Origin of the sequence: Sulfurimonas sp. (assembly GCF_050296975.1) — a bacterium.
Lineage (GTDB): Bacteria > Campylobacterota > Campylobacteria > Campylobacterales > Sulfurimonadaceae > Sulfurimonas.
Window position 1 is genome coordinate 159,363 of record NZ_JBNKRX010000036.1, and the last position, 24,020, is coordinate 183,382.

Here is a 24,020-nt window from a genome sequence, read left to right on the forward strand (position 1 = left end):
ATAGATACCCCAAATTATGCAAAATCAAAGAGTGTTGATTGTGCGTTTAGATTGATAGTTTGGGAAAGTATGGACTTTCCAGCACCAATGATAAGTGCAAAATGAAAATTGTGCTGTTTTAAGATATTGCGTATCTCATTTTTATTTTTGTATGTCACAATGTTATATGTTTCAATAAACTCTTGATTGAGCATTTGAAAATTTGATTCTGGCAAAATATAAAGAATTTTTGCCCAATATGCTTGTTTATGAAGATACTCAATTTCACTCTCGATAAAACTTTCACTTTTTTCAAAGATAAGCACTTTGTCACTTGTCCCAAACTCTTTGATTTCAAAATTTTTATTTGTAAATACCGCTTCAAAATGACCAATAGGTGTAAACTTTCTAAGTCTAAAGTTTATCTTTAAAGCTTTAAAAAGATGCAATAGTTGCTCTAAATATGGTATAAAAAAAGGTGAAATCAGTTGTCTTTCATAAAAGATATTATCATAGATAAATGAACTCTCAAAGAGAGTTTGCTCAATTACTTCTATAGGCTCTGTAATATTTGTTGGTAATGACTTGATCTTTGTAAATATATCTGCAGATGTTAGTTTTGGAGAAAAAAGTACAACACCACCATCTTGAATGTTTTCTAATAAACGATAAATAGACTTTATATCGCCATCAAGTGCCAAGAAATTTGTTTCAGTAACCACTTGTAAAGCAAGTTTTAAAACTATCTCATTACTCTCATAAACAGTTATATTTTTATCGATGAGTTTAAAACGTAGTAAACGTTTGAGCGCTTCATCTAAATCTTGGACTTTTATCCAAGCGATTTCGGTATCGCTTATTTGTGTTGGTTTATTGAAAATAATTCCATAAGCACCATTAAATACAGCTTCATCTATAGCATTTTCATCGTACGCTACAAAGAGATCACCTCTTTTTACAGCTCTAGCTTCAAAAACTATATTGTTAAAATTGCTGACATATGGAGAACTAATTAACTCTCCATGTGTAAGTGCTAGGATATTTTCAAGCCTCATCCAATAGGTGTACCTGCTTTTTTAGATTTTTCTGGTCTGATTAAACATAAACCATCTTCATCTTTAGCAGCAAGAAGCATTCCTTCACTTAAATTACCCATGAGTTTTGCAGGTTTGAGATTTGCAACTACACACACCTGTGTATTTACAAGATCAGTAGGGGAGTAAAACTCTTTGATTCCTGCAATAATTTGGCGATTTTTTCCTTCACCTAGGTCTACTTGAAGTTTTAAAAGTTTATTGCTGTTTGGAACCTCTTCGGCCTCTACAACAAGACCAACTTTGAGTTTTGTTTCAAAGAATTGTCCAATCTCTATGAGATTATCTTCCTCTTTTTCTGCTTTAGTTTCCTCTTTTTTAACCTCTTTTGGAGGGTTTGGCTCAGCTTTTGGAGCTTCAGGCATTAAAGGCTCTTCAACACGTGGGAAAAGCGGTGGAACTTTTTTGATAGTAAAAGGTTGTAAAAGTTTTTTATCAAGGATAAGGTCATTGTAGCTTGTATTGTCAATACTAAAGCCCAGTGCATCAGCAATTGTAGCAGTTGTTTTAGGCATAATAGGGTGTAACATCACAGCTGCTTTTGCAAGTACATTTGCTACAAGTGCCACAGTTGCAAGTGCTTGATCTTTTTGGTCGTTTTTCATCTTTACCCATGGCTCATGCTCTGCAATAGCACCATTTCCAATAGCAAAAAGTCTCCATAACTCTTCAAGGTATCTGTGTGGTTGGATATTTTGCATAAAAACATCAAGTGAAGCAACAATTTCATCTACCTGTGCCATCTCTTTAGCGTGGTATTTTGCAACATCAACGCTATCAATTGCAAAATCACTATATTTGCCACTCATACCGATAATACGATTTAAAAGGTTACCCAGATCATTACTAAGCTCAGAGTTTATACGATCTATAAATGCTCTTTGAGAAAAGTCACCATCTTGACCAAACGGAACTTCACGAAGCATAAAGTAGCGTAGGTTCTCAGCACCATATGCATCTGCAACCTCTTTAGGAGAAACGACGTTCCCTTTAGATTTGCTCATCTTTTCACCATCACGTGTCCACCAACCATGCGCACCGATATGCTTTGGAAGAGGGAGGTCTAAACTCATTAAAAAAGCAGGCCAATAGATCGCATGAAAACGTAAGATATCTTTTCCAACAAGGTGAATATCTGCTGGCCAAAAATCTTCCATTTTAGCGTTGTCATTACCGTATCCAAGAGCTGTAACGTAGTTGAGTAGGGCATCTAGCCATACATACATTACGTGTTTTTCATCATTTAACTCTTGTGGCATCTGTACACCCCATGTAAATGATGTACGAGTAACTGAAAGATCACGTAAACCGCTTTTAACAAAGTTAATAACTTCGTTTGCACGTGATTTAGGCATAATAAAATCAGGATTTGCTTCGTAGTGTTTTAAAAGAGCATCTTCATATTTTGAGAGTTTAAAGAAATAACTTTCCTCTTTTACGATGTTTGTACTTCTGCCGCAGTCTGGACAAAATTCACCATCGATAAGTTGTGTTTCTGGGAAAAAAGTTTCACAGCTAACACAATAATGACCTTCGTACTCACCTTTATAGATATCACCTTTGTCATACATCTTCATAAATGCGTGTTGTACACCTTTTTTATGCTCAGCATCTGTTGTGCGGATAAATTTATCATAAGAGATTTCAAACTCATCCCAAAGGTTTTTAAATGTAGCACTGATTTCATCTGCAAATTGTTGTGTAGGTTTATTGTTTTTTTGTGCAGATTCCTCTATCTTTTGACCATGTTCATCAGTTCCGGTCAAGAAAAAAGTATTTTCATTTGTTAGTTTATAGTAGCGTGCAAGTGAATCTGCTATAAATGTTGTATACGCATGTCCAATATGCGCTTCTCCGTTTACGTAATATATTGGTGTTGTTATATATTTACTCAATTTTTTATCCTACCTAAAATTATTGTTGTATTTTACCGAATTTGTCTTAATGACACTCTAAAATTCAAATCCACCAGTGTCACCCTTGCTCATAGAGTTATAAACTGCATTTACATACTCTTTACGAAGTTCACATTTTAAATATTGTTCACAAGAACTACAGCTCTCAATATTATGTTGTTCTTGACACTTTTGGAGTTTTTCTATCATCTCATCAAGATAGATTTCAAATCTATCTTTTTCTTGGTTATCCATTTTGAGAATATACCTCTTTTACACGGCTAATCTCGTACTTTGAACCAAAAAAACATGGAGAAGTATCGTGAAGATGTCTATAACCGAGTTCTAAAAGTCTCCCTTTACCATCAATAGCTTCACCACCAGCTTTTTCATATACAAATGCAAATGGAAATACTTCAAATAAACGACGAAGTTTTCCCTCAGGTTTATCGCTAGTTCCAGGGTAGCTAAATAATCCACCACCTTTTAAAAGGATTTGATGTAAGTCAGGTACCATTCCACCTGAATAACGAAGACGATACCCCTCAGCAAAGAAGCTATCTACCATCTCTTTGTGGTATGGTTCCCAGTTTTGCTGTGTACCACCAGGAGCGTTGAGTTTACCTTTTTCTGTGAGTCTGATCTCTTTTACATACTCAAAATCACCATCTTGCAGTAAGTAGAGTTTTACTTTGTTTTGTGCAAAAACCATCTCAACTCTTGGACCATATACAACATAGCAAGAAGCTACCATATTTTCAGACCCAAATCCACCTTGATAGATACCAAAAATAGAACCAACACTTAAATTTACATCCACTAATGAAGAACCATCAAGTGGGTCGTACGATATGAAGTACTCCCCATCTGGATGTAATTCCTCTGCATGTTCTTTCTCTTCTGATGAGATAGTATTTACTGAAGTAACACGTGAAAATTCTTCTTCAATAATCATGTCACATTGAATATCAAGTTGTAGTTGTGTTTCACCAGAGCTGTTCTCTTGTTGAGAATATCCAATATCTTTAATATCTATAGCATTTTTAATTCTTTTTGCACTCGCTTGTATCGCATCAAATATCGCTTCCATCTTTTTCCTTTTTAAACTTCTTTTGCATTTTTTAATATCCAAGATATTACTTGATCTGGATCATTCAAGTTTAACATCTCTACATCATTAGGTATTTTATAATCCACTATATTTATACTCTCGTCAATCGCTAATGCATTCATAAATGGGAAATAATCCTCATCTAAAACATTTCTAAATACACTTATCTTTGGAAGTGGTAAACCTTTAAGCCCTTCAACTAAAAGGATATCAAAACTATGAAACAATCGTATCATATCATCGAGTTCTGAGTGTCTATGAGAAAAGTATGTTGTCCTAGTAGGAGAGGTTACAATAACTTCAGCCCCTGTATCACTAAACTTGTAACTATCTTTTCCCTCAACATCAAATCTTGCCTTGTCTTTTGGATCGTGCTTGATAATTGCAACCTCTAAACCGTGTTCATGGATTAGTTTTCTTGCAACTTTAAGCATCAATGTTGTTTTTCCACTGTTAGAAGGTCCTGTAAAACCTACTGCTAATCTTTTTTTCATACGCAACTTTTTAAATTTTTAGTAATTATACAGAAAATGAGTTTAAGTAAGCTATAATTTCGAGATGAAAATAGTACTAACTCTCCTTATATTTATAACTTTTTTTACAGCTTGTGTTGATAAAAATGGGTTTGATAATTTCCATTTTAGCCTAGAACAAGAACAATGGGAAAATAATTTTATCAGCTCAAAAATTGAAGATAAGATAGGATTTCAAGGAACAATTAGTGCAGTTTATTTAAACAAAGTTTTTCCACAAAAATATAAAGAAAATGAGTACTTCTATATTGCTTTGTATTTAAAAGGGGGGAAACAACTTCTTTTATACACACTTAACTCTAACAACTCTTTATCAGTTCAAGAATTAACCAATAACAATGAATTTCAAAACTTTATGCACAGTTCAAACAAATGGAATAGATACTTTCTTGTAGAGTTTGCAGAACAAAAAGATATTGATGTTCTAAGTTTTGAAGCAAAAAATGAAACTCTCTCTTCAAGCACAATGATCTTCAAAAAAGATGAGTAATATCAAGAACTCTTAAGAGTTTGAATGATATCATTTAATATAACAAAAAAAATTATTTTTTATTAAAGGATTGGTAATGCCGGGAGCATATGCACATATTACTTTAGTAAATATCGCCAAAGAGATTGATAGATTAGAAAGCATAGATGGTTTTCCTATACAAGCTATCGCTTCTATATTAAGGTATTTTAAATATTGTGAACTAGGTTGTGTTAGCCCAGATTATCCCTATTTAAACATAGGGGATAGTGATGCTGCAAAATGGGCAGATATAATGCACTATGAACATACTGGTGAGATGATCCATAATGGGATAAAGTTCATTCATGAGCATCTTAAAGGAAATGAAAAAGATAAAGCATTAACTTGGCTCTTAGGATATAGTGCACATGTTATTACAGACGTAACTATTCATCCAATTGTAGAGTTAAAAGTTGGAGAATATGCTCAAAATAAAACTGCACATAGAAGATGCGAGATGAATCAAGATGCTTACATTTTTCAACGACTAAACCTTGGTGAGATAGGGGTATATGAACATCTTGATTCTGGGATTAAACAATGCTCAGATGGTGAGAACAGAAAAAAAATTGACCCTACTGTATTGAAAGTGTGGCAGTATATGCTCAAAAATACATATGAAAATGAATTTCAAAACAACCCTCCAAATATAGATAAATGGCATGAAAAGTTTTGTCATTTTGTAGATGACTTTGCAGAGGAGGGGAATCATCTTTTTCCACTTGCAAGGCATGTAGCTATCAATGCTGGACTGACATACCCCAAAGAAGATGAAATCGATAGACAATATATAGACAATCTGCAAACACCTCAAGGGTATAGCTCATACAATGATATTTTTAACCATGCTATAGAGAATGTGCTTAATATCTGGCGCATCATTGCACGTGGAGTATATGAAGAAGATACAACGTATGAACTTGCAATTGCAAATTGGAATTTAGATACTGGAAAAGACTCAAATAGTAACTATGGTATGTGGGAGGTTTAGAATGAAAAAAAGATATAGAGTTTTAATTATAAGTATCTTGTTTATAGTCACAGGATGTGCAGCTAAAAATAACTCGTATCAAGAAAAGATGTACACTCTATCATCTGCACTGACAAAACTCTCTAGTGCAGTGGAAGCGACAGTCCGGTATACCCAAGTGGATCAAAATATATCGGATGAAAAGCTCTTAGAATTGGCAACACAACATGATCCATCACTCAAAGAGCCATTTAATGAATATAGTGTAAAAATTTTGCAACAAAATAGACATGCTATCGTTTTAATATGTACAAAAGATGAAAAAGGGGCTCTTTTTGAAGATGCTGGGTGTAGTGCGCAAATGGATTATCATCGATGGTTGCCAAAAGAGCTACCACCGTGTGAGTTTACAATGACTAGTGAGGTATGTACTCACTATTAGATATGTCGTAGTACTGCATTTAGCACTACTATCACCACTTGTAAAGCGATAACAATAACAAGTGGTGCAAAGTCTAAACCATTAAGATTTGTGTTTATATAGCGTCTCACAAGTGCATACGCAGGGTTAGTCACTCTATGTAAAAACTGTACAATAGGGTTGTATGGATCAGGATTTACGAAACTAATGAGTGCTGCGATGATAATCACAATTATATATACATTGATAAGTCCAATGATAATTCCACCTAAACCTTGTATAATCTCTGCTATCATTTTGTAAACTCCCCTAGATAATTTTTAATATATTGGTAAATTTTAGCCAAATCTGGACCACTTTTGGCATTTGACAATAAAATTCTAAGTGTTTGAGAGATATTTTCCTTATCTAAACCCGTTTCACTGGCAATATAAGCTTTAAAATCATCATACTGATCAAAATAAGGTGCTTGTTTTGCGCAGTTTTTTATAGCATTATACTGCTCTTGTAACTCCTCTGGCACAACACGAGGCTCAAAAATAGGTGCTATTTTTGTTTTTAACTCTTTTGTTGTTTGCACTTGATCAACATATAAACGCGCTAACTCTCCGATCTCTGCATCTGCAAAACCAACATAACGAGAAAGCTCTTTTGCATCCATATTTTTAAAGCACTCTTTGTTTAGCTCTTTTAGATCATTTAGACTAAAACTTTTTGGGTTTACTAGAAGTGTTTTGATATCAAACTTCTCTAGTGCAACTTCTAGGTCCATCGATAGTAAATAGTTTACAATAGTTTCTGGCAAATAACCTTGTTCTAAAAGCGATCGAACACTTGGAGTTTCATCGTCTCCTATAGGTGCTAGATGGATATACTCAACTTGTTTGTTGTACTCTAGTTGATCTCTTAGGTAGACTTGTTTAGGAGTGCTCTCTACATCCTCTTGGCTTTTGATCACAAGAGATATATCATTTAACATATCATCGATCCCACTTGCAAAATCAGCCATAGGTGTTTTGTCTTGTTTGAGTATCATAAAACTATCGATAGTATCTGCTTTAAATGTCACATCTCCTTGAAGGTGATCTTTTATCGCGATGTCGTTTTGAGGTCTGTAGATACGCACTGTAAAAGGGTTTGTATTGTCGATCACAAGCTCAGCAGGAAGGTTTGCACATGCATCATCATAAAGATAAGGTTTTTTTGCAGCCTCAGTATCATTGATCTTACCTTGGATCCATTCAGGTGAACAAAAACAAGAAAACGCTTTTCCCTCATGCATAAGTTGCAATGCCATAGCAGAGTGGAAACGGAAGTTTTGGCTTTGGTAGATCGTTTGTGTGTATCTGATCCCAAAGAGATCAAGTAAGTCTAAACTCTCTTTGTCTTTACCCTCTATGACATTTCTTTTGCTTGTATCTTCAACTCTAACTATAAAGTCTTCACTTCGTTGCTTGGCAACTATAAAGTTCAAAAGTGCAAGTCGCAACTCATCGAGACTTAGATCATGAGTAGGGCTAAAAGCAAATCTTAACATCCATATTCCTGTTTTTATTTTTTTTGGAATTTTATCAGGTTTTAGCTAAGAGGCTGATAAATGAATGTTTTTTGTAATTTAAATCAACAAATTTTGTGTTATTTAATTTTGATATTTTGAGCTATTTTGTATATAATGTTTATTGAATAAATAGTTAATATAAGGAAGAAAGAATGGTAAAGTTTCTAACATTATTAGTATTGCTAAGTTTAATCGAACTATCTGGATTTGAAGTAAAGTTCCCAGATAAGCCTGGACATGCAGAAAAAAGAATTACTATAAAAGGGAAAGATGGTTGGGCTGTTTGTACAGCAAAAATTTCAGGACATACTCAAAATAAATTTGCAAAACTCAAAGGTCGAAAAGACAATGAAGGAAGAGAATATACTTTTAAGGACAACCAAAAGCAAGATGTACGTGCTGGAGATTATTATTTTATGGCAGGTGGTTCAGTATGTTGTAGTGATAAAATTATTGCAAAACTTTCATGTCATCCTTCAAAGTAATTATTTTTATAGACTATACAACAAAGGACCTTAGAAATAAAAATAAGACTTATACTGAACTTGTTCTCATCGTCTCCGATGGGGAAATACATATCTATAATTGAACTATGAAATACATACTCCAATACAAAGCATTGGAGCAAGTCAGTAAATTATTTGCATATTATAAGCTCACATTCGCTAAAATACCCCATTAAATAAACTATCATTTTTAAAAGGTTTAAACAACGATGAGTGAACACAAAGATTTTTTACGTACCATAGTTGAAGAGGATTTAAAATCTGGAAAATATAAAGAGATTGTAACAAGGTTTCCCCCTGAACCAAATGGTTTTCCACATATTGGACACGCTAAATCTATCGCTATAAATTTTGGTATTGCACGTGATTATGGTGGTCATTGTAATTTGAGAATGGATGACACAAATCCAACAACAGAAGATACAAAGTACGTAGAAGCTTTAAAAGATGCCGTAGAGTGGTTAGGTTTTGAGTGGGATAATAGTGTTCGTTATACATCTGATTATTTCGATAAACTCTATGAGTATGCGATCGAGCTTATAAAGATGGGTACAGCGTATGTTGATTCGCTCGATGAAGAGACTATGCGAGAGTATCGTGGAACTGTTATAGAGGCAGGTCGTCGCAGCAAGTTTGCTGATCGTTCAGTAGAGGAAAACCTTGATCTTTTTGAGCGTATGAAAAATGGTGAGTTTAAAGATGGTGAGCATGTATTACGTGCAAAGATCGATATGTCTGCAGCAAATATGAAAATGCGTGATCCTCTTTTATACCGCATACGTCATGCACATCACTTTAGAGCAGGGGACAAGTGGGCAGTATATCCTATGTATGACTTTGCTCATTGTTTATCTGATTATATAGAGGGTGTAACTCACTCTATCTGTACACTAGAGTTTGAAAATAACCGCGAGATTTATGACTGGGTACTAGACACTTTAGGGCTTAAAAAAAGACCTTACCAACATGAGTTTGCAAGACTTGGGATTAACTACACTGTTATGAGCAAAAGAAAGCTTTTAGAGCTTGTAAATGAAAAAAGAGTAAGCGGATGGGATGACCCACGTATGCCTACAATTGCAGGGTATAGAAGAAGAGGGTACACACCTGAGTCTATTTTAAACTTTTGTGACTCGATCGGGATTGCAAAAGCAAACTCAACAGTTGATGTTGCACAGTTAGAGTTTGCCATTCGTGATGATCTAAACAAAAAAGTACCACGTGTTATGGCAGTACTTGATCCACTCAAAGTGACAATAGCAAACTATGAGGGTAGTGAAGAGCTGGAAGCATCGTACTACCCTGAAGATGTACCAAAAGAGGGCTCAAGAGCTATACCTTTTTCTAAAACTATCTATATAGATCGTGAAGACTTTAGTGAAAATCCTCCAAAAGGGTACTTCCGTTTAACACTCCATCAGCCAGTGCGTCTAAAACATGCGTATATCATTACATGTAAAGAGATTATCAAAGATACTGATGGCAATATTACTGAGATCATCGTCGAGTACAACCCAGATTCAAAAAGTGGACAAGATACAAGCGGTATAAAGGTAAAAAGTGCGATCCAATGGGTAGATGCCACAACTGCTAAGAAGATTGAAGTACGCCTTTACGATAGACTTTTTAAAGATGAAGCACCAGAAGGCTTAGAAGATGTTAATCCAGATTCTTTAAAAATTGTGAAAAATGCTTTGATCGAGAGAGCTGTTATCACTCAAAAACCTGATGTTAGATTTCAGTTTGAGAGAGAAGGGTACTTTTACGCTGATCCGATCGACTATACAGATGAAAACCCTGTATTTAACAAGATCGTAGGGCTTAAAGAGTCTTGGGGTAAAAAAGAAGATACAAAAAGAGCTCCAAGAAGTGAACGTAAACCTCAAGAGAAAAAAGTACAGATTGATGGTGAAGTTGAACCTATGAATGAAACACAGCAAGTTTTGTTTGATAAATATACATCTAAATTTAAACTCAATAGTATGGTCGCAGATATTTTAGCACGTGATGAGCAATTATCCTCTTTTTACGAAGATGCGTTACATATAAACCACTCCCCTGTGACATTGGCAAATATTGTAGCAAATGAGGTCTCGCGTGAGCTTAAAGAGAAGCAGAGCAGTGATACACTGAAGTTTAGTGCTGCTCAAATTGCTGAGCTAGTTAGCATGATCGATGATGAAACTATCTCAAACAAGATTGCAAAAACAGTATTTGAAGAGATGGTTATAAGTGGACAAGCCCCAAAACAAATAGTTGAAGCTAAAGGATTGGTACAAATAAGCGATCCAGCTCTCATAGAGCCTATAATTGATGAGATAATGGCAAAAAATCCAGATAATGTAGAAAAATATAAAGCAGGGAACTCAAAACTATTTGGTTTTTTTGTAGGACAAGTACTAAAAGCTACAAATGGAAAAGCAAATCCAAAAGTAGTGAACGAACTCGTAACACAAAAATTACAGTAGACTAATCTTTACAGATTGGTTTGCTTACTAGCCCGTCCAAAAATAAAATATTATGAATATATATAATTGTTAAATGGATGTTTTAAAAAGGAGAATATTGGTGACCCCAAGGAGACTCGAACTCCTGTAACATGGATGAAAACCATGGATCCTAACCGCTAGACGATGGGGCCAAAAAATGCTCAACTGTTTTGTTGAGCCGAAATTATATAGATAGATTCCTTAATTTAATATAAAATCTATCTATATTTTGTATTGTTTCTAATTAAGCGTCGTAAAAACTTCTTAAAGCTCTAATAATTACGGCATTTTTAGAGATACTTTCAGCTTTTGCATTGTCGTTTACAATTTCGTAAAGGTCTAATGGAAGAGAGATAGAAAAAGTTTTTGTTTCAATTTTCTTTCTTTTTGCAACCATTGCAACAACACCACCAAGTAGCTCGATGATTTTTTTAGTATCTATAGGTTTTTGAATAAAACTATTTACACCAACTTCAATAGACTCTGATATCTTTTCCATATCATTACTAGCAGAGATAACAATAATGATTTGCTCTTTATTCATCTCTCTAATTTTACGAGAAAGCTCAATACCATCCATACCAGGCATGATAATATCAACAAATACAATATCTAGCTGTTTTTGTTCATATATTTTTAAAGCACTCTCACCATCAAAGCAAGACTCAACACCTGCAAAAAAGTTTTTAAAAGTTGAACTAAGTAACTCATTTGTTACCTTTTCATCTTCAACAACTAACGCAGTCAGCTTTTTTGTTTGTTCAGTCAATTTTATTAAATCCATATTCATGATTAATTCCTAACAAAAAATTTTCATCATTGTATCAAAAAATTGGTAAATGTGATTAACAAATTTACACAAGTATCTATTGCGTTTTAAATTGTTCCAGCCAAACAGTATCAATTTCTTTAGAATCTTCTTTTTGATCTAAAAGGGAATCGATGATACCTATAAGCGTTTTTTCATCCATAAACTCTAATAGAGAAGGGTTGATAGTTGTTGGTTTAACACCTTCATAGCTATTGAGTAAATTTTGTATATCTTCTATAAGCTTTTGTTTTCGTTCTGACATATTATTCCTTATTGATTAACATAATGTATATTCTCTTGAAAAATTATTTAATACTTTTTATAGGCTTTCCACCATCTTTATGCACCAAACCATCTATAATGATGTTTTTTTCACTCCACGTCGTTTTAATATAGCTTTTAGGATCATGTAGCTCTACGATATCATCACTTTGTAGTTTGTTTATATCCTTAATGCTTGTATTGTTTTTTATAGCTTTTATGATTGCATAAAAAAGTTTTTCATTTTTGCCATATAAGAGTTGTATTCTCTTTTTATTTTGACTTTGTGCAATCAAATAGAGTCTAGAACTATCTTTTTTGCTTTTGAGAGAAAAAAAGCTTACATTACTTTGTGCGAACTCTTTAGAGTATATATAATCACTAAATCCTATCCAGATTGTTTTTTTGATAGCTCCATCAAAACTATAGCTACTATCTGTATATAGTTGCTCAACCGTTAGAACAGAGTTATTATGCATAAGATATACGTTTTGTACGATGTTAATATTGCTTAATTTTAAATTATTTATATATTCTATATCTCCACTACCCTCGATAATAAGAGTATTTTCTTTAAATAATTGTATATGATCTTGTTTGAGGCTGAAATCAATTGAAGTACAGGAAGTAAATAAAAGTATAAAAGATATAAAAAAAGTTTTTATATACATATATTTCCTTTTAAAGCATAAGAATAAGCCGAGTTTTGTTGTGATAGCATTAATCTACTACACAATTTACATTGTGTCTCTAGCGAAGCAATAGCAATTGTAAGACGCTAACCATCTGCTTCTTGCTGCCATGTTGGGTTTACAAGCTCTCTATGTTGCCATAAAGACTGGTGGTCTCTTACACCACCTTTTCACCCTTACCTAATACAGGCGGTTTAGTTTCTGTTGCACTTTCCCTCGCATTGCTACGGCCATTCGTTAAATGGAACATTGTCTTACAGCAGCTCGGACTTTCCTCTTGAGCAAGATGCTCAAGTAACTATCTTCTTATGCTTTTAAAATACTACTCAAAAGAAGTTTTAAATGTGCTTATATTTACATATTAACAGTTGTTCATTTTATTCTTTTATTATATGAACAAGTGTTCTTTTTAACTAAGTGTAAATTAACAAATGTTCATATATACTTTTAAAGATATTAACAAATGTTCACATAGTCAAAGAAAGGGGTTAAAATGCCTGAAAATAGGGATATTCAAAAAAGAAGTGGTACAAAGGAAAAGATACTTAAAGTTGCAAGTACCCTCTTTTCAAACAATGGTTATAAGGCTACAAGTGTACGAAAAATTGCTTCAGAAGTGGGTATTAGAGAGAGTGCTTTGTATAATCACTTTCAAAATAAAGAGGCAATCTTTTTAGAGATAGCACAAAGTATATTTAGCTCCCCTTTTTCACTCTCAGGTGAAGAGATAAAAGAGCTATCAATTAGAGGAAAACCTTTTTTACAAAAATTTGCCATGCAGTATAAGATGCTTACATTTGATAAAAAAAGCGAAAGTATGTTCAAACTACTTATGATAGAGCTTTTACAAAATAGTGAGCTTAGAGAGCAGTTTATGACACAATTCCATCAAGAAAATATTAAAACGCTTTCTGAGGGCTTTTTTATAATGATGCAAAACAATCTCATAGCTTCTAATGATCCTATGATGGTTTCATATGAGTTTTTATCAACATTGTTTTATATACGTTTTCAGATCACTCTACTACGTTTTGATTCTAAATCTGTGGATAGTTTATCAACGCAGTTTGAAAGACATGTGGACTTTTTTTGGGAAAGTATCAAAATAAAAAGTTAGATATTATTTAGTATTAAATATTAATATAAAAAAAGCAGCTCTTCAAGAGCTGCTTTTATATAGTTTACTATATAGTAAATTATTTACCCATAGCTTCTAAAGCGTATTTTTTTCCAAGCTCATATGCTTTTTTATTTGCAGCATGAACTTTTTCTGGAACTTTTGAAAGCATAGTATCTATAAGAGATTGTTCTGGAAGAACTTCTGTCATAGTATTTGTAATTGCTAAAGCAACAACAGATTGAGTAATAACATTTCCAACCTCTTCTTTTGCAATAGTAATAATTGGAATCTCATGGATGGTCCATTTTTTTCTATCTTCATCAGTTGGATGAACAAGATTTGGATCAACTACAATGATTCCACCCTCTTTTACACCATTTTTAAATTGGTTGTAACTTACATTTGCAACTGAAAGCATGAAATCAATTTCACCCTCATTTGCATATGGATAACGAATTTCATTGTCATCAAGAGTGATATCAACAACAGTAGCACCACCACGAACTTGTGATGTATATGTAGCAGTTTTTAAACCGTTACCACCATTTTGAATTTTACAAGCAGCCATAATTTCACCAGCAAGTAAAACCCCTTGCCCACCAACACCAGTAAAGCGTAAAGTATTTCTCATCTATGACTCCTTATATTTTCTTAGCAAAATCATCTTGAGTGATTTTTCCACGTTTTTTCTGTGCAGCAGCTTGAATTTGGGCATACATTTCACAGTACTCTTCTTGTTCTGCCTCTTTTAAAACACCTGTTGGAAGTTTATTTTCTTTTTCTTCATCACTAAGAGCTTCCCATTTTTTAAGTGGCATAGAGATGCTATCGATCCAATCAAGGTTTTCCATAGCATTTTTCATCATATTTTTACGACCAAGGTTAATGTGACAGTTTGAAAGAACTTCTATGAAACTAAAACCTTTGTGTGAAAAACCTTTTACTAAAATTTTCTCTAGTTTTTTCGGATCAATCATACTTTCACGAGCAACAAAACTAGCCCCTGCCCCTATTGCTAGATTACAAGCATTAAAAGTTGGGTCGATATTTCCATTCTTTTGAGAAACAGTCCACATACCTCTTGGAGTTGTTGGAGAAGTTTGTGAGTTTGTTAAACCGTAAATAAAGTTATTGATAAGGATAAAGTTAAGGTCAATATTACGACGACAACCATGAATAGTATGATTCCCTCCAATTGCAAGACCATCACCATCACCTGCAACAACGATAACATTTGCATCTGGTCTAGCTAACTTAATACCAGTCGCATACGCTACAGTTCTACCATGTGTAGTGTGTACAGTGTTACAGTTGATATATGAACTAAAACGTCCAGAACAACCAATACCAGATACAATACAAACTTTGTCCATATCCCATCCCATTTTTTCAATTGCACGGATAGTAGCTTTTAAGATAACACCATCACCACAACCCCAACACCATAGTGTTGGCATCTTATTTACACGTAAATATTTATCATAATTAAATGCCATTACATCATCTCCTTAACTTTTGCTACCATCTCAGCAGGTGCGATTGGACGACCATTTGCTTTAAGTAAAGTTGTAAAATCATCTCTTTTAATGATTCTTTCAATCTCTTTTGAGTATTGACCCATGTTAAGTTCAGTGATAAAGATTTTATCCCCGAATTTTTCACCAATTTCAGCAATCTTTTTAGCAGGACTTGGCCATAACATAATTGGTCTAAACATACCAGCTTTGATACCTTCAGCACGAAGTTTTTCAACAGCTTCATATGCACCAAGACCGATAGAACCATATGCGATGACACAAACTTCTGCATCCTCCATTCTGTACTCTTCGTAATCTGGTAAATCATCTAAACCATCATTCTCTGCAGCTACAGTGTTCACCTTACCAACTAGTCTTTCAATGTTAAACTCACATTGAGCAGCATCTTCAGTTGGGAAACCTTCATCACCATGGTGAAGACCAGTAATGTGGTACTTATAACCTTCAAACATTGGGTTTAATACAGCTGGTTCATTCATTGGAACTTTATACGGCTTATACTCTGAAGGATCACCTTCAAATTTTGCACGTGTAACATTTGCAGCTTCAACATCTGCTAAATCTGGAAGAATAGCTTTACCATGCATATGTCCAATAGTCTCATCTAAAAGGATAAATACTGGTGTCATATATTTTTCAGCTAAGTTAAATGCACGAACTGTTTCAGTGTAACACTCAGAAAGTGAACCAGCACATAAAGTGATAGAAGCATAATCTCCATGAGTTGGGTATTGTGCCTGACCAATATCAGCTTGAGATACACGAGTTGGAAGACCAGTTGATGGACCACCACGCATAACATTAACAATAACTAAAGGAACTTCCGCTATAAAACCAAGACCAATTTGCTCAGCTTTAAGTGAAATACCAGGACCTGAAGTTGCAGTGAAAGATTTTGTACCAGTCATAGAAGCACCAAGTGCCGCCGAAATTCCACCAATTTCATCTTCCATTTGAATAGCAGTTCCACCAACTTTTGGTAAAAGGTCAGATGCAACATGCATTACTTCAGATGATGGAGTAATTGGATAACCACCAAAAAACTTTGCTCCGGCATCTATTGCAGCTTTTGCTGCTAACTCATTTCCTGTTGAAATAACTTCTCTTGCCATTACTTAACTCCTTCTTCACTAAGCGACATATAGTTGTTTGCAATAATTTTTTCTTGACGAGCTTTTGCTTCATCTGTAAGTTTTGCAAAACTAAGTCCAGCTTCTTTAAGCTCTTTTCTATCTGCTACATAGATAGCAAAGTCAGGACATGAAAGCTCACACTCACTACATCCGATACAAGATTCAGGATGATCGATTGAAATCATAGCACCAAGAGTAGAGTTAATATCGTATTTCATACCAAGTACTCCAGATGGACATACAGAAACACAAATATCACAAGCTTTACAGTTGTTCGTATTAACCCAAACAGGTTGGTTACCAGGGTTTTCAGTTTTAAAAGTTCCCATTTATTCTCCTAATTTTTAAGATACAAATATTTATTTGTATGTTACTTTCAATACAGAAAGAGTAGCTAAGTTTTAATAATTTCGCCATAAAATGTGCTGTTATCGCCTTAAAAGTGCACCTTTTGGTAACACTCTAGGCTCACACTGTTTCAGTTTGTTACTTTGATAAAACTTCTGCTACTGCTTTTCCAATCTCAGCTGGGCTTACAACAACTTTAACACCAGCAGCTTCTAAAGCTTCCATTTTCTCTTTCGCAGTACCTGCTGAGCCAGAAACAATAGCTCCTGCATGACCCATACGTTTCCCTTTAGGAGCTGTTTGACCCGCAATAAAAGCAACAACTGGTTTTGTGATGTTTTCTTTAATGAATTTAGCAGCTTGGATCTCTAAATCCCCACCGATTTCACCAATCATAACGATCGCTTCAGTTTCAGGATCTGCTTCAAACATTGGTAAAAGTTGTTTATACGAAAGACCAATAATTGGGTCCCCTCCAATACCAACTGCAGTAGTGATACCAAAACCTTGTTTTACAACTTGGTTTGCACCCTCATAAGTTAAAGTACCAGATTTAGAGATAAGACCAACGTTGCCTTTCTTGAAGATCATACCAGGCATAATTCCGATTTTACACTCTTCTGCCGTGATAATACCAGGACAGTTTGGTCCGATTGTCATCATTCCGTGTTTTGTGGCAAATGCTTTTGCAGCTTGCATATCACGTACTGGAGCACCTTCTGTAATAATTACAGCAAGTTCAATCCCAGCATCAGCAGCTTCCATAACAGCATCACTTACAAATGCAGGTGGAACAAAGATCATAGAAACAGTAGCACCAGTAGTTGCAACTGCATCTTTTACAGTATTGAAAACTGGCTTACCTAAATGCTCTTGACCACCTTTGTTTGGTGTAACACCACCAACAATGTTTGTACCGTATGCTATACATTGTTCAGCATGGAAAGTACCCTCTTTCCCTGTGAAACCTTGAACGATAACTTTTGTATCTTTATTTACTAAAATACTCATATAAATTATTCCCCTTTCGCTGCAGCTACTGCTTTTGCAGCACCATCTGCTAAATCTGTTGCTGCAATAACATTTGAAATACCAGCATTTTTAAGAGTTTCAGCTGCTTCTGGTGCGTTTGTACCATCAAGACGTACAATAACTGGAACGTGTACATCTACAAGTTTTGTTGCCTCTAAGATTCCGTTGGCAATACGATCACATCTAACAATTCCACCAAAAATATTTACAAAAATAGCTTTTACTTTAGGATTTTTAAGAATGATCTCAAAACCTTTTGCAACTGTTTCAGCATTTGCTTTTCCACCAACATCAAGGAAGTTTGCAGGAGTTCCACCCATATAGTTGATCGTATCCATAGTACCCATCGCTAATCCAGCTCCATTTACCATACAACCGATTTCACCATCTAAAGAGATATATGAAAGACCATAACGGCTCGCTTCTCTCTCATCAGCATCTTCTTCAGAGATATCACGCATATCTTCGATATCTGGATGACGTCCAAGAGCTGAATCATCAAATCCCATTTTACCATCTAGTGCCAGGAAGTCCCCTGCTCCAGTTTTGATCAAAGGATTAATCTCAATTAATTCTGCGTCATTTTCCATATACACTTTGTAAAGTTTTGAAGCAAATTGAATAAATTTCTTTTGCTCTGCTGGATCAGTAATACCAAGACCAAAAACTAATTCACGTCCATGAAAACCTTGAAAACCAACAGCTGGATCAACTGCAACTTTAATGATCTTCTCTGGAGTCTCTTCTGCTACTTTTTCGATCTCCATACCACCTTCAGTAGAAGCCATGATAACTGGCATCTCTTTAGCACGATCTAAAACAACACCAAGATATAACTCATCTTTAATGTCTGCACCCTCTTCGATGTAAACCTTTTGAACAAGTTTACCCTCAGGTCCTGTTTGGTGAGTTACTAATTGCATACCTAAAATTTCAGATGCAAGTTGTTTTACTTCATCATGTGACTTAGCAAGTTTTACACCACCGCCAAGACCACGTCCACCAGCATGGATTTGCGCTTTTACAACCCAAATATTTCCACCAAGCTCTTGTGCATTTAAAAAAGCTTGTTCTGGCGTGTTTGCCACAATACCTCTTGGTGTTGGTACACCATATTTAGCAAAAATTTGTTTTGCTTGATATTCATGTATATTCATTTATTCTCCTTGTTTTAAAGTGGAAGTTATTTTACTTCGTATTGTTCACGACCCATTTGATAAAGGTCTTGACCATAAGTATCATTGATAACTGTAACTGGAAACTCTTCAACTGTTAATTTTCTAACAGCTTCAGGACCAAGTTCTGGATATGCAATCACTTCTGCACTTTTAATCTGTTTTCCTAGTAGTGCACCAGCTCCACCAGTCGCTCCAAAATAGATACCACCATACTCTTTACAAGCATTAATTACATCTTGGTTTCTTTTACCTTTGCCTATCATCCCCTTTGAACCGTATTTAAGCATCGTTGGAGAATAGCTATCCATTCTATAACTAGTTGTTGGACCTGCACTTCCTATAGGATCACCTGGTTTTGGCGGTGTTGGACCAACGAAATAAATCACACTTCCTTCTAAATCAAATGGAAGTTGCTCTCCAGCTTCAATCAGATCAACAAGCTTCTTATGTGCAGCATCACGTGCAGTATAAATTACACCGCTTAGATAAACTATATCACCCGCTTTTAACTTTCTAGTTGTTTCTTCAGTTAATGGTGTTGTTAGATAGTATGTTTGACTCATTATTGCACCTTATATTGTGATATGTGTATGTCTTGAACTATGACATTGCACATTAACTGAAACTGGTAATGAAGCGATATGACATGGGTTTGCTTCGATATGTACAGCCAATGCTGTTTTAGTTCCACCCATACCCATAGCACCGATTCCAAGTTTATTGATCTCAGTTAAAATTCTCTCTTCTAATTCAGCCATCTCTGGGTCTTCATTTACACTCCCAATATTTCTAAAAAGTGCATGTTTACTTGATATTGCAGCTTTCTCAAACGTACCGCCAATACCAACACCTACTGTAATTGGGGGACAAGGGTTTGGTCCAGCATCACTGATACACTCTTTTACAAACGAAACAACACCATCTTTTCCAGCTGCTGGTGGAAAAACACGTGCACGAGATACGTTTTCACTTCCACCACCTTTTGCAGCATATTCGATATCAATTTTATCACCCTCTACAATATCAAAGTGGATAATTGCAGGAAGGTTGTAACCGATTTTATCTTTTAAGTTTGCACGAGAAAAAGGCTCACATGTTGAAGCTCTTAAATATCCCTCTTCATACCCTCTTGCAGTACCTTCATTTATAGCATCTTTTAAAAGTCCACCAACCACTTTTACATCAGCACCAACCTTTACAAAAAATACTGCAAGACCAGTATCTTGACATAAAGGTCTTGCTTCTTTACTAGCGATATCAGAGTTTTCAAGAAGTTGTTTTAAAACCTCTTTACTTACAGGACTTTTTTCATTTTCATATGCATCTTTTAAAGCATCTAATGCATCTTTTGGTAAGTTACATGCAGAATAAACGATAATATCTCTAACGTTTTTTACAATCTCTTCATATGCAATTTCACGCATAATTATTTTTCCTCAAAAAAATTATTTTTATTTAAAGTATCTATTAGTGTTTGAACAGAATCGCAAGATTTTTTGAACATTGCTTTTTCTTTATCATCTAAAGTTACTTCAATGATTTTTTCAGCACCTTTAGCCCCTAACATAACTGGAACCCCAGATACAACATCGCTGTAACCATATTCACCATCAAGGTAAACTGCACAAGGATGAATTTGTTTTGTATCTTTTAAAATAGCATCTACCATAATAGCTGTAGATTTTGCAGGAGCATAATAAGCAGAACCAGTTTTTAAATAACCTACGATCTCAGCACCACCATGACGTGTACGATCAACAATTTCACTAATCTCATCTGGAGTTAGAACATCTGAAAGAGGCACACCCGCAACAGTTGAATATCTTGGAAGTGGAACCATATCGTCTCCATGTCCGCCCATAACTGAAGCACGGATTTGCCCTCCACCATAACCAAGTTTTTCTTGAATAAATGCCGCCATACGTGAGCTGTCTAAAATACCAGCCATACCAATTACGCGACTTCTATCAAACCCGCTTTCTTTAAGTGCTACATATGTCATTGCATCTAATGGATTAGAAACCATAATAACTACAGCATTTGGAGAATATTTTGCAATCCCTTGAATTACATCTTTTGTAATGTTTGCATTAATCATAAGAAGATCATCTCTGCTCATTCCTGGAAGTCTCGGACTTCCTGCAGTTACTACAACAACATCACAATCAACTAAATCAGATATATCCTCAGCTACACTTACAACTGTATGACTTCTTACCGCTGAAGCTGCTTGAGACATATCTAGGGCTTTTCCTTTTGCTACATCAATTTTATTATCACGTAGGATAATCTCATGACAAGATCCGAGCATTGCTAGAGAGTAAGCTACAGTTGCTCCAACATTACCAGCACCTACAATCCCAACTCTTTTACCTTGATTCATTTATGCTCCTTAATATTATATACTATGACACACATTTAGATACACTTAAACAATATGTGCGAACACACAACATTTAAGAGTATACTATGTATCATATTAAGGTGAAGTTATTTTCACCTTTTATATAAAACCGTATCCAAATAGTTTCATAAAAAAAGTGAAAACCACATGCAAAAGCATGTGATTTTAGCTTATATAGCGTCTATAATAGCGTTTAATGTAGCAGATGGACGCATAGCAGCATTTGCTTTTGCATCATCTGGATGGTAGTAACCACCGATATCTTGTGTTTTACCCTCAACTGAAAGTAGTTCTTCCATGATTTTAGCTTCATTTTCTTCTAAAGCAGTGGCAACAGGAGCAAATTTAGCTGCTAAGTCTGCATTGTCAGATGTTGCTAATGCTTTTGCCCAGTACTGTGCAACAAAGAAATGAGATGCTTTATTATCTGGTTCACCAGCTTTTCTACTTGGAGCTTTATTGTTATCAAGGTAGCCTTGATTTGCAATATCTAGTGCAGCTGTTACAGTAGCAAGGTTTGCACTTGGGTGTTTTTGTTCAATATATCTTAAAGATTCAGCAAGTGCTAAAAACTCACCAAGTGAATCCCAGCGTAAATGCCCTTCTGCAAGGAATTGATCAACGTGTTTAGGAGCACTTCCACCAGCACCAGTCTCAAATAAACCACCACCAGCAAGTAAAGGAACGATTGAAAGCATTTTAGCTGAAGTTCCAAGTTCTAAAATCGGGTACATATCTGTTAGGTAGTCACGAAGAACGTTACCAGTTACAGAGATAGTGTCTTTACCTGCACGTACACGAGCATTGGTAAATTTAGTTGCAGATTCAATATCCATGATTGGAAGTTCTAAACCTGAAGTATCATGATCTTTAAGATATTCATTCACTTTTTTGATCATGTTCACATCGTGTGCACGATTTTCATCTAACCAAAATACAGCTGGATTACCAGTTAAACGAGCGCGTTCAACTGCAAGACGAACCCAATCTTTGATCGGGATATCTTTTGCACGGCTCATTCTGTAGATGTCACCTTTTTCAACATTGTGACTCATAAGAACATTACCAGATGCATCTTTAACTTCCATAACACCATCAGCAGGAACTTCGATAGTAGTTGGATGAGAACCATACTCTTCAGCTTTTTGTGCCATAAGACCAACATTTGCAACGTTACCCATTGTACTCACATCGTATTGACCGTTAGCAACACAATCTTCAACCATAGGGCGATAGAAGTTAGCGTATGATCTATCTGGAATTACAGATACACACTCTTGCACATTTCCATCTTTGTTCCACATCTTACCGCCATCACGAATAACAACAGGCATAGAAGCATCAATAATGATGTCATTTGAAGCGTGTAAGTTAGTGATACCATTGTCACTATCAACCATAGCAATATTAACATCACCGTTATTGATAATATCTTTAATAGCTGCAAGGATTTCATCTTTTTTATCAGAATTTTGAAGTTTTTTCTCTAAATCACCAAGACCAAGGTTTGCATTTACACCAAGTTTAGCGAATTCTTCAGCATATTTTTCAAATACATCTGCAAAAAATACTTCAACAGCATGACCAAACATAATAGGATCACTAACTTTCATCATTGTAGCTTTTAAGTGTAATGACCAAAGAACACCATTTGCTTTTGCATCTTCAATAGATTTTTTATAAAATGCTCTTAAAGCTTTTGCAGACATAAAAGTTGCATCTAAAATCTCTTTATCTTTAGCATCTACATTTCTTAACACTTCACCGTTAAGCTCAATTGTTACATTTTGCTCACCATCAACGATGATTGATTGTTCGTTTGCATAAAAATCATCACTATCCATAGATGCAACATATGCTTTTGAATTTTCTGCAAAAGGGCGTAGTTTATGTGGATTTTTTTGTGCAAAGTTTTTAACAGCTGCAGCTGCACGTCTATCTGAATTCCCTTCTCGTAATACAGGGTTAACTGCAGAACCAAGACAAGTAGCATATTGAGTTTGTAATGCTTTTTCATCATCAGTTTTAGGGTCTTCAGGATAATTTGGAATATCATAACCTTGAGATTGTAATTCAGCAATACACTCTTTTAATTGTGGAATTGAAGCTGAAATATTTGGTAATTTAATGATGTTACCTTCAGGTTGCAAAACTTCTTCACCTAGCTTTGCTAAGTTATCTTCTGCTTTACCCATTGCCGCAAGAACACGTCCAGCTAATGAAATATCACTTAACTCTACATCTACGCCACCAGCTGCACAAAATTTTTGTACTATTGGTAAGAACGAGTATGTAGCTAAAGCCGGAGCTTCGTCAATTTTTGACCAAATAATTTTTGACATGCTATGTCCTTAATATTTATTTTTTAACCCATTTAGATTACATGGATTTTACAAGTTTAATGATAGCACTAAGATAGGTAATATTTGTCAAGCT

26 protein-coding genes, 1 tRNA gene and 1 other RNA gene are annotated in these 24,020 nt (G+C 35.0%); 6 read left to right on the plus strand and 22 right to left on the minus strand.

Annotation, left to right across the window (positions count from 1 at the left end):
* Positions 1-14 precede the first annotated feature (14 nt).
* From ACQY56_RS11490 to mobB, 5 genes are read right to left on the minus strand one after another with little or no spacing between them, the layout of a single operon-like run.
* Complete coding sequence (locus tag ACQY56_RS11490) at positions 15-1,034, minus strand: hypothetical protein (RefSeq protein ID WP_428737851.1); 1,020 nt, start codon at positions 1,032-1,034, stop codon at positions 15-17.
* Positions 1,031-2,968, minus strand: coding sequence for a methionine--tRNA ligase (metG, locus tag ACQY56_RS11495; protein WP_428737852.1), 1,938 nt, complete (start codon positions 2,966-2,968; stop codon positions 1,031-1,033). The genes ACQY56_RS11490 and metG overlap by 4 nt, the downstream gene beginning before the upstream one ends.
* 57 nt (positions 2,969-3,025) lie before the next feature.
* A complete protein-coding gene (locus ACQY56_RS11500; protein ID WP_428737853.1) occupies positions 3,026-3,223 on the minus strand; it encodes a hypothetical protein in 198 nt (65 codons plus the stop codon).
* Entirely contained in the window at positions 3,216-4,058 is an 843-nt protein-coding gene (locus tag ACQY56_RS11505; RefSeq protein ID WP_428737854.1) for a class 1 fructose-bisphosphatase, read from the minus strand. The genes ACQY56_RS11500 and ACQY56_RS11505 overlap by 8 nt, the downstream gene beginning before the upstream one ends.
* An 11-nt stretch (positions 4,059-4,069) precedes the next feature.
* The gene (gene mobB / locus ACQY56_RS11510; protein ID WP_428737855.1) at positions 4,070-4,573 is read right to left on the minus strand and encodes a molybdopterin-guanine dinucleotide biosynthesis protein B; all 504 of its coding nucleotides are present in this window, start codon (positions 4,571-4,573) and stop codon (positions 4,070-4,072) included.
* Between the two features lie 64 nt (positions 4,574-4,637).
* Between mobB and ACQY56_RS11515 the strand changes: the two genes are divergently transcribed.
* From ACQY56_RS11515 to ACQY56_RS11525, 3 genes are all read left to right on the plus strand, one after another.
* Positions 4,638-5,102: a hypothetical protein gene (locus ACQY56_RS11515; protein ID WP_428737856.1), complete on the plus strand. Its 465-nt coding sequence runs from the start codon at positions 4,638-4,640 to the stop codon at positions 5,100-5,102.
* A 76-nt stretch (positions 5,103-5,178) separates the two neighbouring features.
* Positions 5,179-6,114, plus strand: coding sequence for a zinc dependent phospholipase C family protein (locus tag ACQY56_RS11520; RefSeq protein ID WP_428737857.1), 936 nt, complete (start codon positions 5,179-5,181; stop codon positions 6,112-6,114).
* A 1-nt stretch (position 6,115) separates the two neighbouring features.
* Positions 6,116-6,535, plus strand: a complete 420-nt coding sequence (locus tag ACQY56_RS11525; RefSeq protein ID WP_428737858.1) for a hypothetical protein — start codon at positions 6,116-6,118, stop codon at positions 6,533-6,535.
* Here the strand turns inward: ACQY56_RS11525 and ACQY56_RS11530 are convergent.
* Together ACQY56_RS11530 and ACQY56_RS11535 are read right to left on the minus strand one after the other, a co-directional pair.
* A complete protein-coding gene (locus ACQY56_RS11530; RefSeq protein ID WP_428737859.1) occupies positions 6,532-6,810 on the minus strand; it encodes a YggT family protein in 279 nt (92 codons plus the stop codon). The genes ACQY56_RS11525 and ACQY56_RS11530 overlap by 4 nt on opposite strands.
* Positions 6,807-8,051 carry a glutamate--tRNA ligase gene (locus ACQY56_RS11535; protein ID WP_428737860.1) on the minus strand — a complete coding sequence of 415 codons (1,245 nt, stop codon included), beginning with the start codon at positions 8,049-8,051 and terminating at the stop codon, positions 6,807-6,809. The genes ACQY56_RS11530 and ACQY56_RS11535 overlap by 4 nt, the downstream gene beginning before the upstream one ends.
* Positions 8,052-8,224: 173 nt before the next feature.
* Between ACQY56_RS11535 and ACQY56_RS11540 the strand changes: the two genes are divergently transcribed.
* Together ACQY56_RS11540 and ACQY56_RS11545 are read left to right on the plus strand one after the other, a co-directional pair.
* The gene (locus tag ACQY56_RS11540; protein WP_428737861.1) at positions 8,225-8,557 is read left to right on the plus strand and encodes a hypothetical protein; all 333 of its coding nucleotides are present in this window, start codon (positions 8,225-8,227) and stop codon (positions 8,555-8,557) included.
* A 230-nt stretch (positions 8,558-8,787) separates the two neighbouring features.
* Positions 8,788-11,046: a glutamine--tRNA ligase/YqeY domain fusion protein gene (locus ACQY56_RS11545; protein WP_428737862.1), complete on the plus strand. Its 2,259-nt coding sequence runs from the start codon at positions 8,788-8,790 to the stop codon at positions 11,044-11,046.
* 98 nt (positions 11,047-11,144) lie between these two features.
* Here ACQY56_RS11545 and ACQY56_RS11550 read toward each other — a convergent pair.
* From ACQY56_RS11550 to rnpB, 5 genes are all read right to left on the minus strand, one after another.
* Positions 11,145-11,219 (minus strand) — tRNA-Glu (locus ACQY56_RS11550).
* Between the two features lie 92 nt (positions 11,220-11,311).
* Positions 11,312-11,857 (minus strand): response regulator, encoded by a 546-nt coding sequence (locus ACQY56_RS11555; protein WP_428737863.1) that lies wholly within the window; start codon positions 11,855-11,857, stop codon positions 11,312-11,314.
* A 76-nt stretch (positions 11,858-11,933) separates the two neighbouring features.
* Positions 11,934-12,140, minus strand: a complete 207-nt coding sequence (locus tag ACQY56_RS11560) for a hypothetical protein (protein ID WP_428737864.1) — start codon at positions 12,138-12,140, stop codon at positions 11,934-11,936.
* A gap of 43 nt (positions 12,141-12,183) precedes the next feature.
* Positions 12,184-12,810: a hypothetical protein gene (locus tag ACQY56_RS11565; protein ID WP_428737865.1), complete on the minus strand. Its 627-nt coding sequence runs from the start codon at positions 12,808-12,810 to the stop codon at positions 12,184-12,186.
* Positions 12,811-12,818: 8 nt separating this feature from the next.
* An RNA gene (gene rnpB, locus ACQY56_RS11570) (RNase P RNA component class A) lies at positions 12,819-13,146 on the minus strand.
* 178 nt (positions 13,147-13,324) lie between these two features.
* On the opposite strand from rnpB, the gene ACQY56_RS11575 reads away from it, so the two are divergent.
* On the plus strand, positions 13,325-13,948 hold the full coding sequence (locus ACQY56_RS11575; RefSeq protein ID WP_428737866.1) for a TetR/AcrR family transcriptional regulator: 624 nt from the start codon (positions 13,325-13,327) through the stop codon (positions 13,946-13,948).
* A gap of 79 nt (positions 13,949-14,027) precedes the next feature.
* Here the strand turns inward: ACQY56_RS11575 and ACQY56_RS11580 are convergent, their stop codons facing one another.
* The 10 genes from ACQY56_RS11580 to ACQY56_RS11625 form a co-directional block, all read right to left on the minus strand.
* The gene (locus ACQY56_RS11580; RefSeq protein WP_428737867.1) at positions 14,028-14,582 is read right to left on the minus strand and encodes a 2-oxoacid:acceptor oxidoreductase family protein; all 555 of its coding nucleotides are present in this window, start codon (positions 14,580-14,582) and stop codon (positions 14,028-14,030) included.
* A 10-nt stretch (positions 14,583-14,592) separates the two neighbouring features.
* Entirely contained in the window at positions 14,593-15,447 is an 855-nt protein-coding gene (locus ACQY56_RS11585) for a 2-oxoglutarate ferredoxin oxidoreductase subunit beta (RefSeq protein WP_428737868.1), read from the minus strand.
* Positions 15,447-16,601: a 2-oxoglutarate synthase subunit alpha gene (locus ACQY56_RS11590; protein ID WP_428737869.1), complete on the minus strand. Its 1,155-nt coding sequence runs from the start codon at positions 16,599-16,601 to the stop codon at positions 15,447-15,449. The genes ACQY56_RS11585 and ACQY56_RS11590 overlap by 1 nt, the downstream gene beginning before the upstream one ends.
* Positions 16,601-16,951, minus strand: coding sequence for a 4Fe-4S dicluster domain-containing protein (locus ACQY56_RS11595; protein WP_428737870.1), 351 nt, complete (start codon positions 16,949-16,951; stop codon positions 16,601-16,603). The genes ACQY56_RS11590 and ACQY56_RS11595 overlap by 1 nt, the downstream gene beginning before the upstream one ends.
* A 157-nt stretch (positions 16,952-17,108) precedes the next feature.
* Positions 17,109-17,981, minus strand: a complete 873-nt coding sequence (gene sucD / locus ACQY56_RS11600) for a succinate--CoA ligase subunit alpha (protein WP_428737871.1) — start codon at positions 17,979-17,981, stop codon at positions 17,109-17,111.
* A 5-nt stretch (positions 17,982-17,986) separates the two neighbouring features.
* The gene (gene sucC, locus ACQY56_RS11605; protein ID WP_428737872.1) at positions 17,987-19,159 is read right to left on the minus strand and encodes an ADP-forming succinate--CoA ligase subunit beta; all 1,173 of its coding nucleotides are present in this window, start codon (positions 19,157-19,159) and stop codon (positions 17,987-17,989) included.
* A 26-nt stretch (positions 19,160-19,185) separates the two neighbouring features.
* Complete coding sequence (locus ACQY56_RS11610) at positions 19,186-19,743, minus strand: Fe-S-containing hydro-lyase (RefSeq protein ID WP_428737873.1); 558 nt, start codon at positions 19,741-19,743, stop codon at positions 19,186-19,188.
* Positions 19,744-19,752: 9 nt separating this feature from the next.
* Positions 19,753-20,604: a fumarate hydratase gene (locus tag ACQY56_RS11615; RefSeq protein ID WP_428737874.1), complete on the minus strand. Its 852-nt coding sequence runs from the start codon at positions 20,602-20,604 to the stop codon at positions 19,753-19,755.
* A gap of 2 nt (positions 20,605-20,606) precedes the next feature.
* A complete protein-coding gene (mdh, locus tag ACQY56_RS11620; protein WP_428737875.1) occupies positions 20,607-21,563 on the minus strand; it encodes a malate dehydrogenase in 957 nt (318 codons plus the stop codon).
* A gap of 191 nt (positions 21,564-21,754) precedes the next feature.
* Positions 21,755-23,926, minus strand: a complete 2,172-nt coding sequence (locus ACQY56_RS11625; protein WP_428737876.1) for an NADP-dependent isocitrate dehydrogenase — start codon at positions 23,924-23,926, stop codon at positions 21,755-21,757.
* Positions 23,927-24,020: the final 94 nt, after the last annotated feature.

Coding starts and splice junctions, on each gene's coding strand:
- ACQY56_RS11490 (WP_428737851.1), bottom strand. CDS start 1,034: ATGAGGCTTGAAAATATCCTAGCACTTACACATGGAGAGTTAATTAGT.
- ACQY56_RS11500 (WP_428737853.1), bottom strand. CDS start 3,223: ATGGATAACCAAGAAAAAGATAGATTTGAAATCTATCTTGATGAGATG.
- ACQY56_RS11505 (WP_428737854.1), bottom strand. CDS start 4,058: ATGGAAGCGATATTTGATGCGATACAAGCGAGTGCAAAAAGAATTAAA.
- mobB (WP_428737855.1), bottom strand. CDS start 4,573: ATGAAAAAAAGATTAGCAGTAGGTTTTACAGGACCTTCTAACAGTGGA.
- ACQY56_RS11515 (WP_428737856.1), top strand. CDS start 4,638: ATGAAAATAGTACTAACTCTCCTTATATTTATAACTTTTTTTACAGCT.
- ACQY56_RS11520 (WP_428737857.1), top strand. CDS start 5,179: ATGCCGGGAGCATATGCACATATTACTTTAGTAAATATCGCCAAAGAG.
- ACQY56_RS11525 (WP_428737858.1), top strand. CDS start 6,116: ATGAAAAAAAGATATAGAGTTTTAATTATAAGTATCTTGTTTATAGTC.
- ACQY56_RS11530 (WP_428737859.1), bottom strand. CDS start 6,810: ATGATAGCAGAGATTATACAAGGTTTAGGTGGAATTATCATTGGACTT.
- ACQY56_RS11535 (WP_428737860.1), bottom strand. CDS start 8,051: ATGTTAAGATTTGCTTTTAGCCCTACTCATGATCTAAGTCTCGATGAG.
- ACQY56_RS11540 (WP_428737861.1), top strand. CDS start 8,225: ATGGTAAAGTTTCTAACATTATTAGTATTGCTAAGTTTAATCGAACTA.
- ACQY56_RS11545 (WP_428737862.1), top strand. CDS start 8,788: ATGAGTGAACACAAAGATTTTTTACGTACCATAGTTGAAGAGGATTTA.
- ACQY56_RS11555 (WP_428737863.1), bottom strand. CDS start 11,857: ATGAATATGGATTTAATAAAATTGACTGAACAAACAAAAAAGCTGACT.
- ACQY56_RS11560 (WP_428737864.1), bottom strand. CDS start 12,140: ATGTCAGAACGAAAACAAAAGCTTATAGAAGATATACAAAATTTACTC.
- ACQY56_RS11565 (WP_428737865.1), bottom strand. CDS start 12,810: ATGTATATAAAAACTTTTTTTATATCTTTTATACTTTTATTTACTTCC.
- ACQY56_RS11575 (WP_428737866.1), top strand. CDS start 13,325: ATGCCTGAAAATAGGGATATTCAAAAAAGAAGTGGTACAAAGGAAAAG.
- ACQY56_RS11580 (WP_428737867.1), bottom strand. CDS start 14,582: ATGAGAAATACTTTACGCTTTACTGGTGTTGGTGGGCAAGGGGTTTTA.
- ACQY56_RS11585 (WP_428737868.1), bottom strand. CDS start 15,447: ATGGCATTTAATTATGATAAATATTTACGTGTAAATAAGATGCCAACA.
- ACQY56_RS11590 (WP_428737869.1), bottom strand. CDS start 16,601: ATGGCAAGAGAAGTTATTTCAACAGGAAATGAGTTAGCAGCAAAAGCT.
- ACQY56_RS11595 (WP_428737870.1), bottom strand. CDS start 16,951: ATGGGAACTTTTAAAACTGAAAACCCTGGTAACCAACCTGTTTGGGTT.
- sucD (WP_428737871.1), bottom strand. CDS start 17,981: ATGAGTATTTTAGTAAATAAAGATACAAAAGTTATCGTTCAAGGTTTC.
- sucC (WP_428737872.1), bottom strand. CDS start 19,159: ATGAATATACATGAATATCAAGCAAAACAAATTTTTGCTAAATATGGT.
- ACQY56_RS11610 (WP_428737873.1), bottom strand. CDS start 19,743: ATGAGTCAAACATACTATCTAACAACACCATTAACTGAAGAAACAACT.
- ACQY56_RS11615 (WP_428737874.1), bottom strand. CDS start 20,604: ATGCGTGAAATTGCATATGAAGAGATTGTAAAAAACGTTAGAGATATT.
- mdh (WP_428737875.1), bottom strand. CDS start 21,563: ATGAATCAAGGTAAAAGAGTTGGGATTGTAGGTGCTGGTAATGTTGGA.
- ACQY56_RS11625 (WP_428737876.1), bottom strand. CDS start 23,926: ATGTCAAAAATTATTTGGTCAAAAATTGACGAAGCTCCGGCTTTAGCT.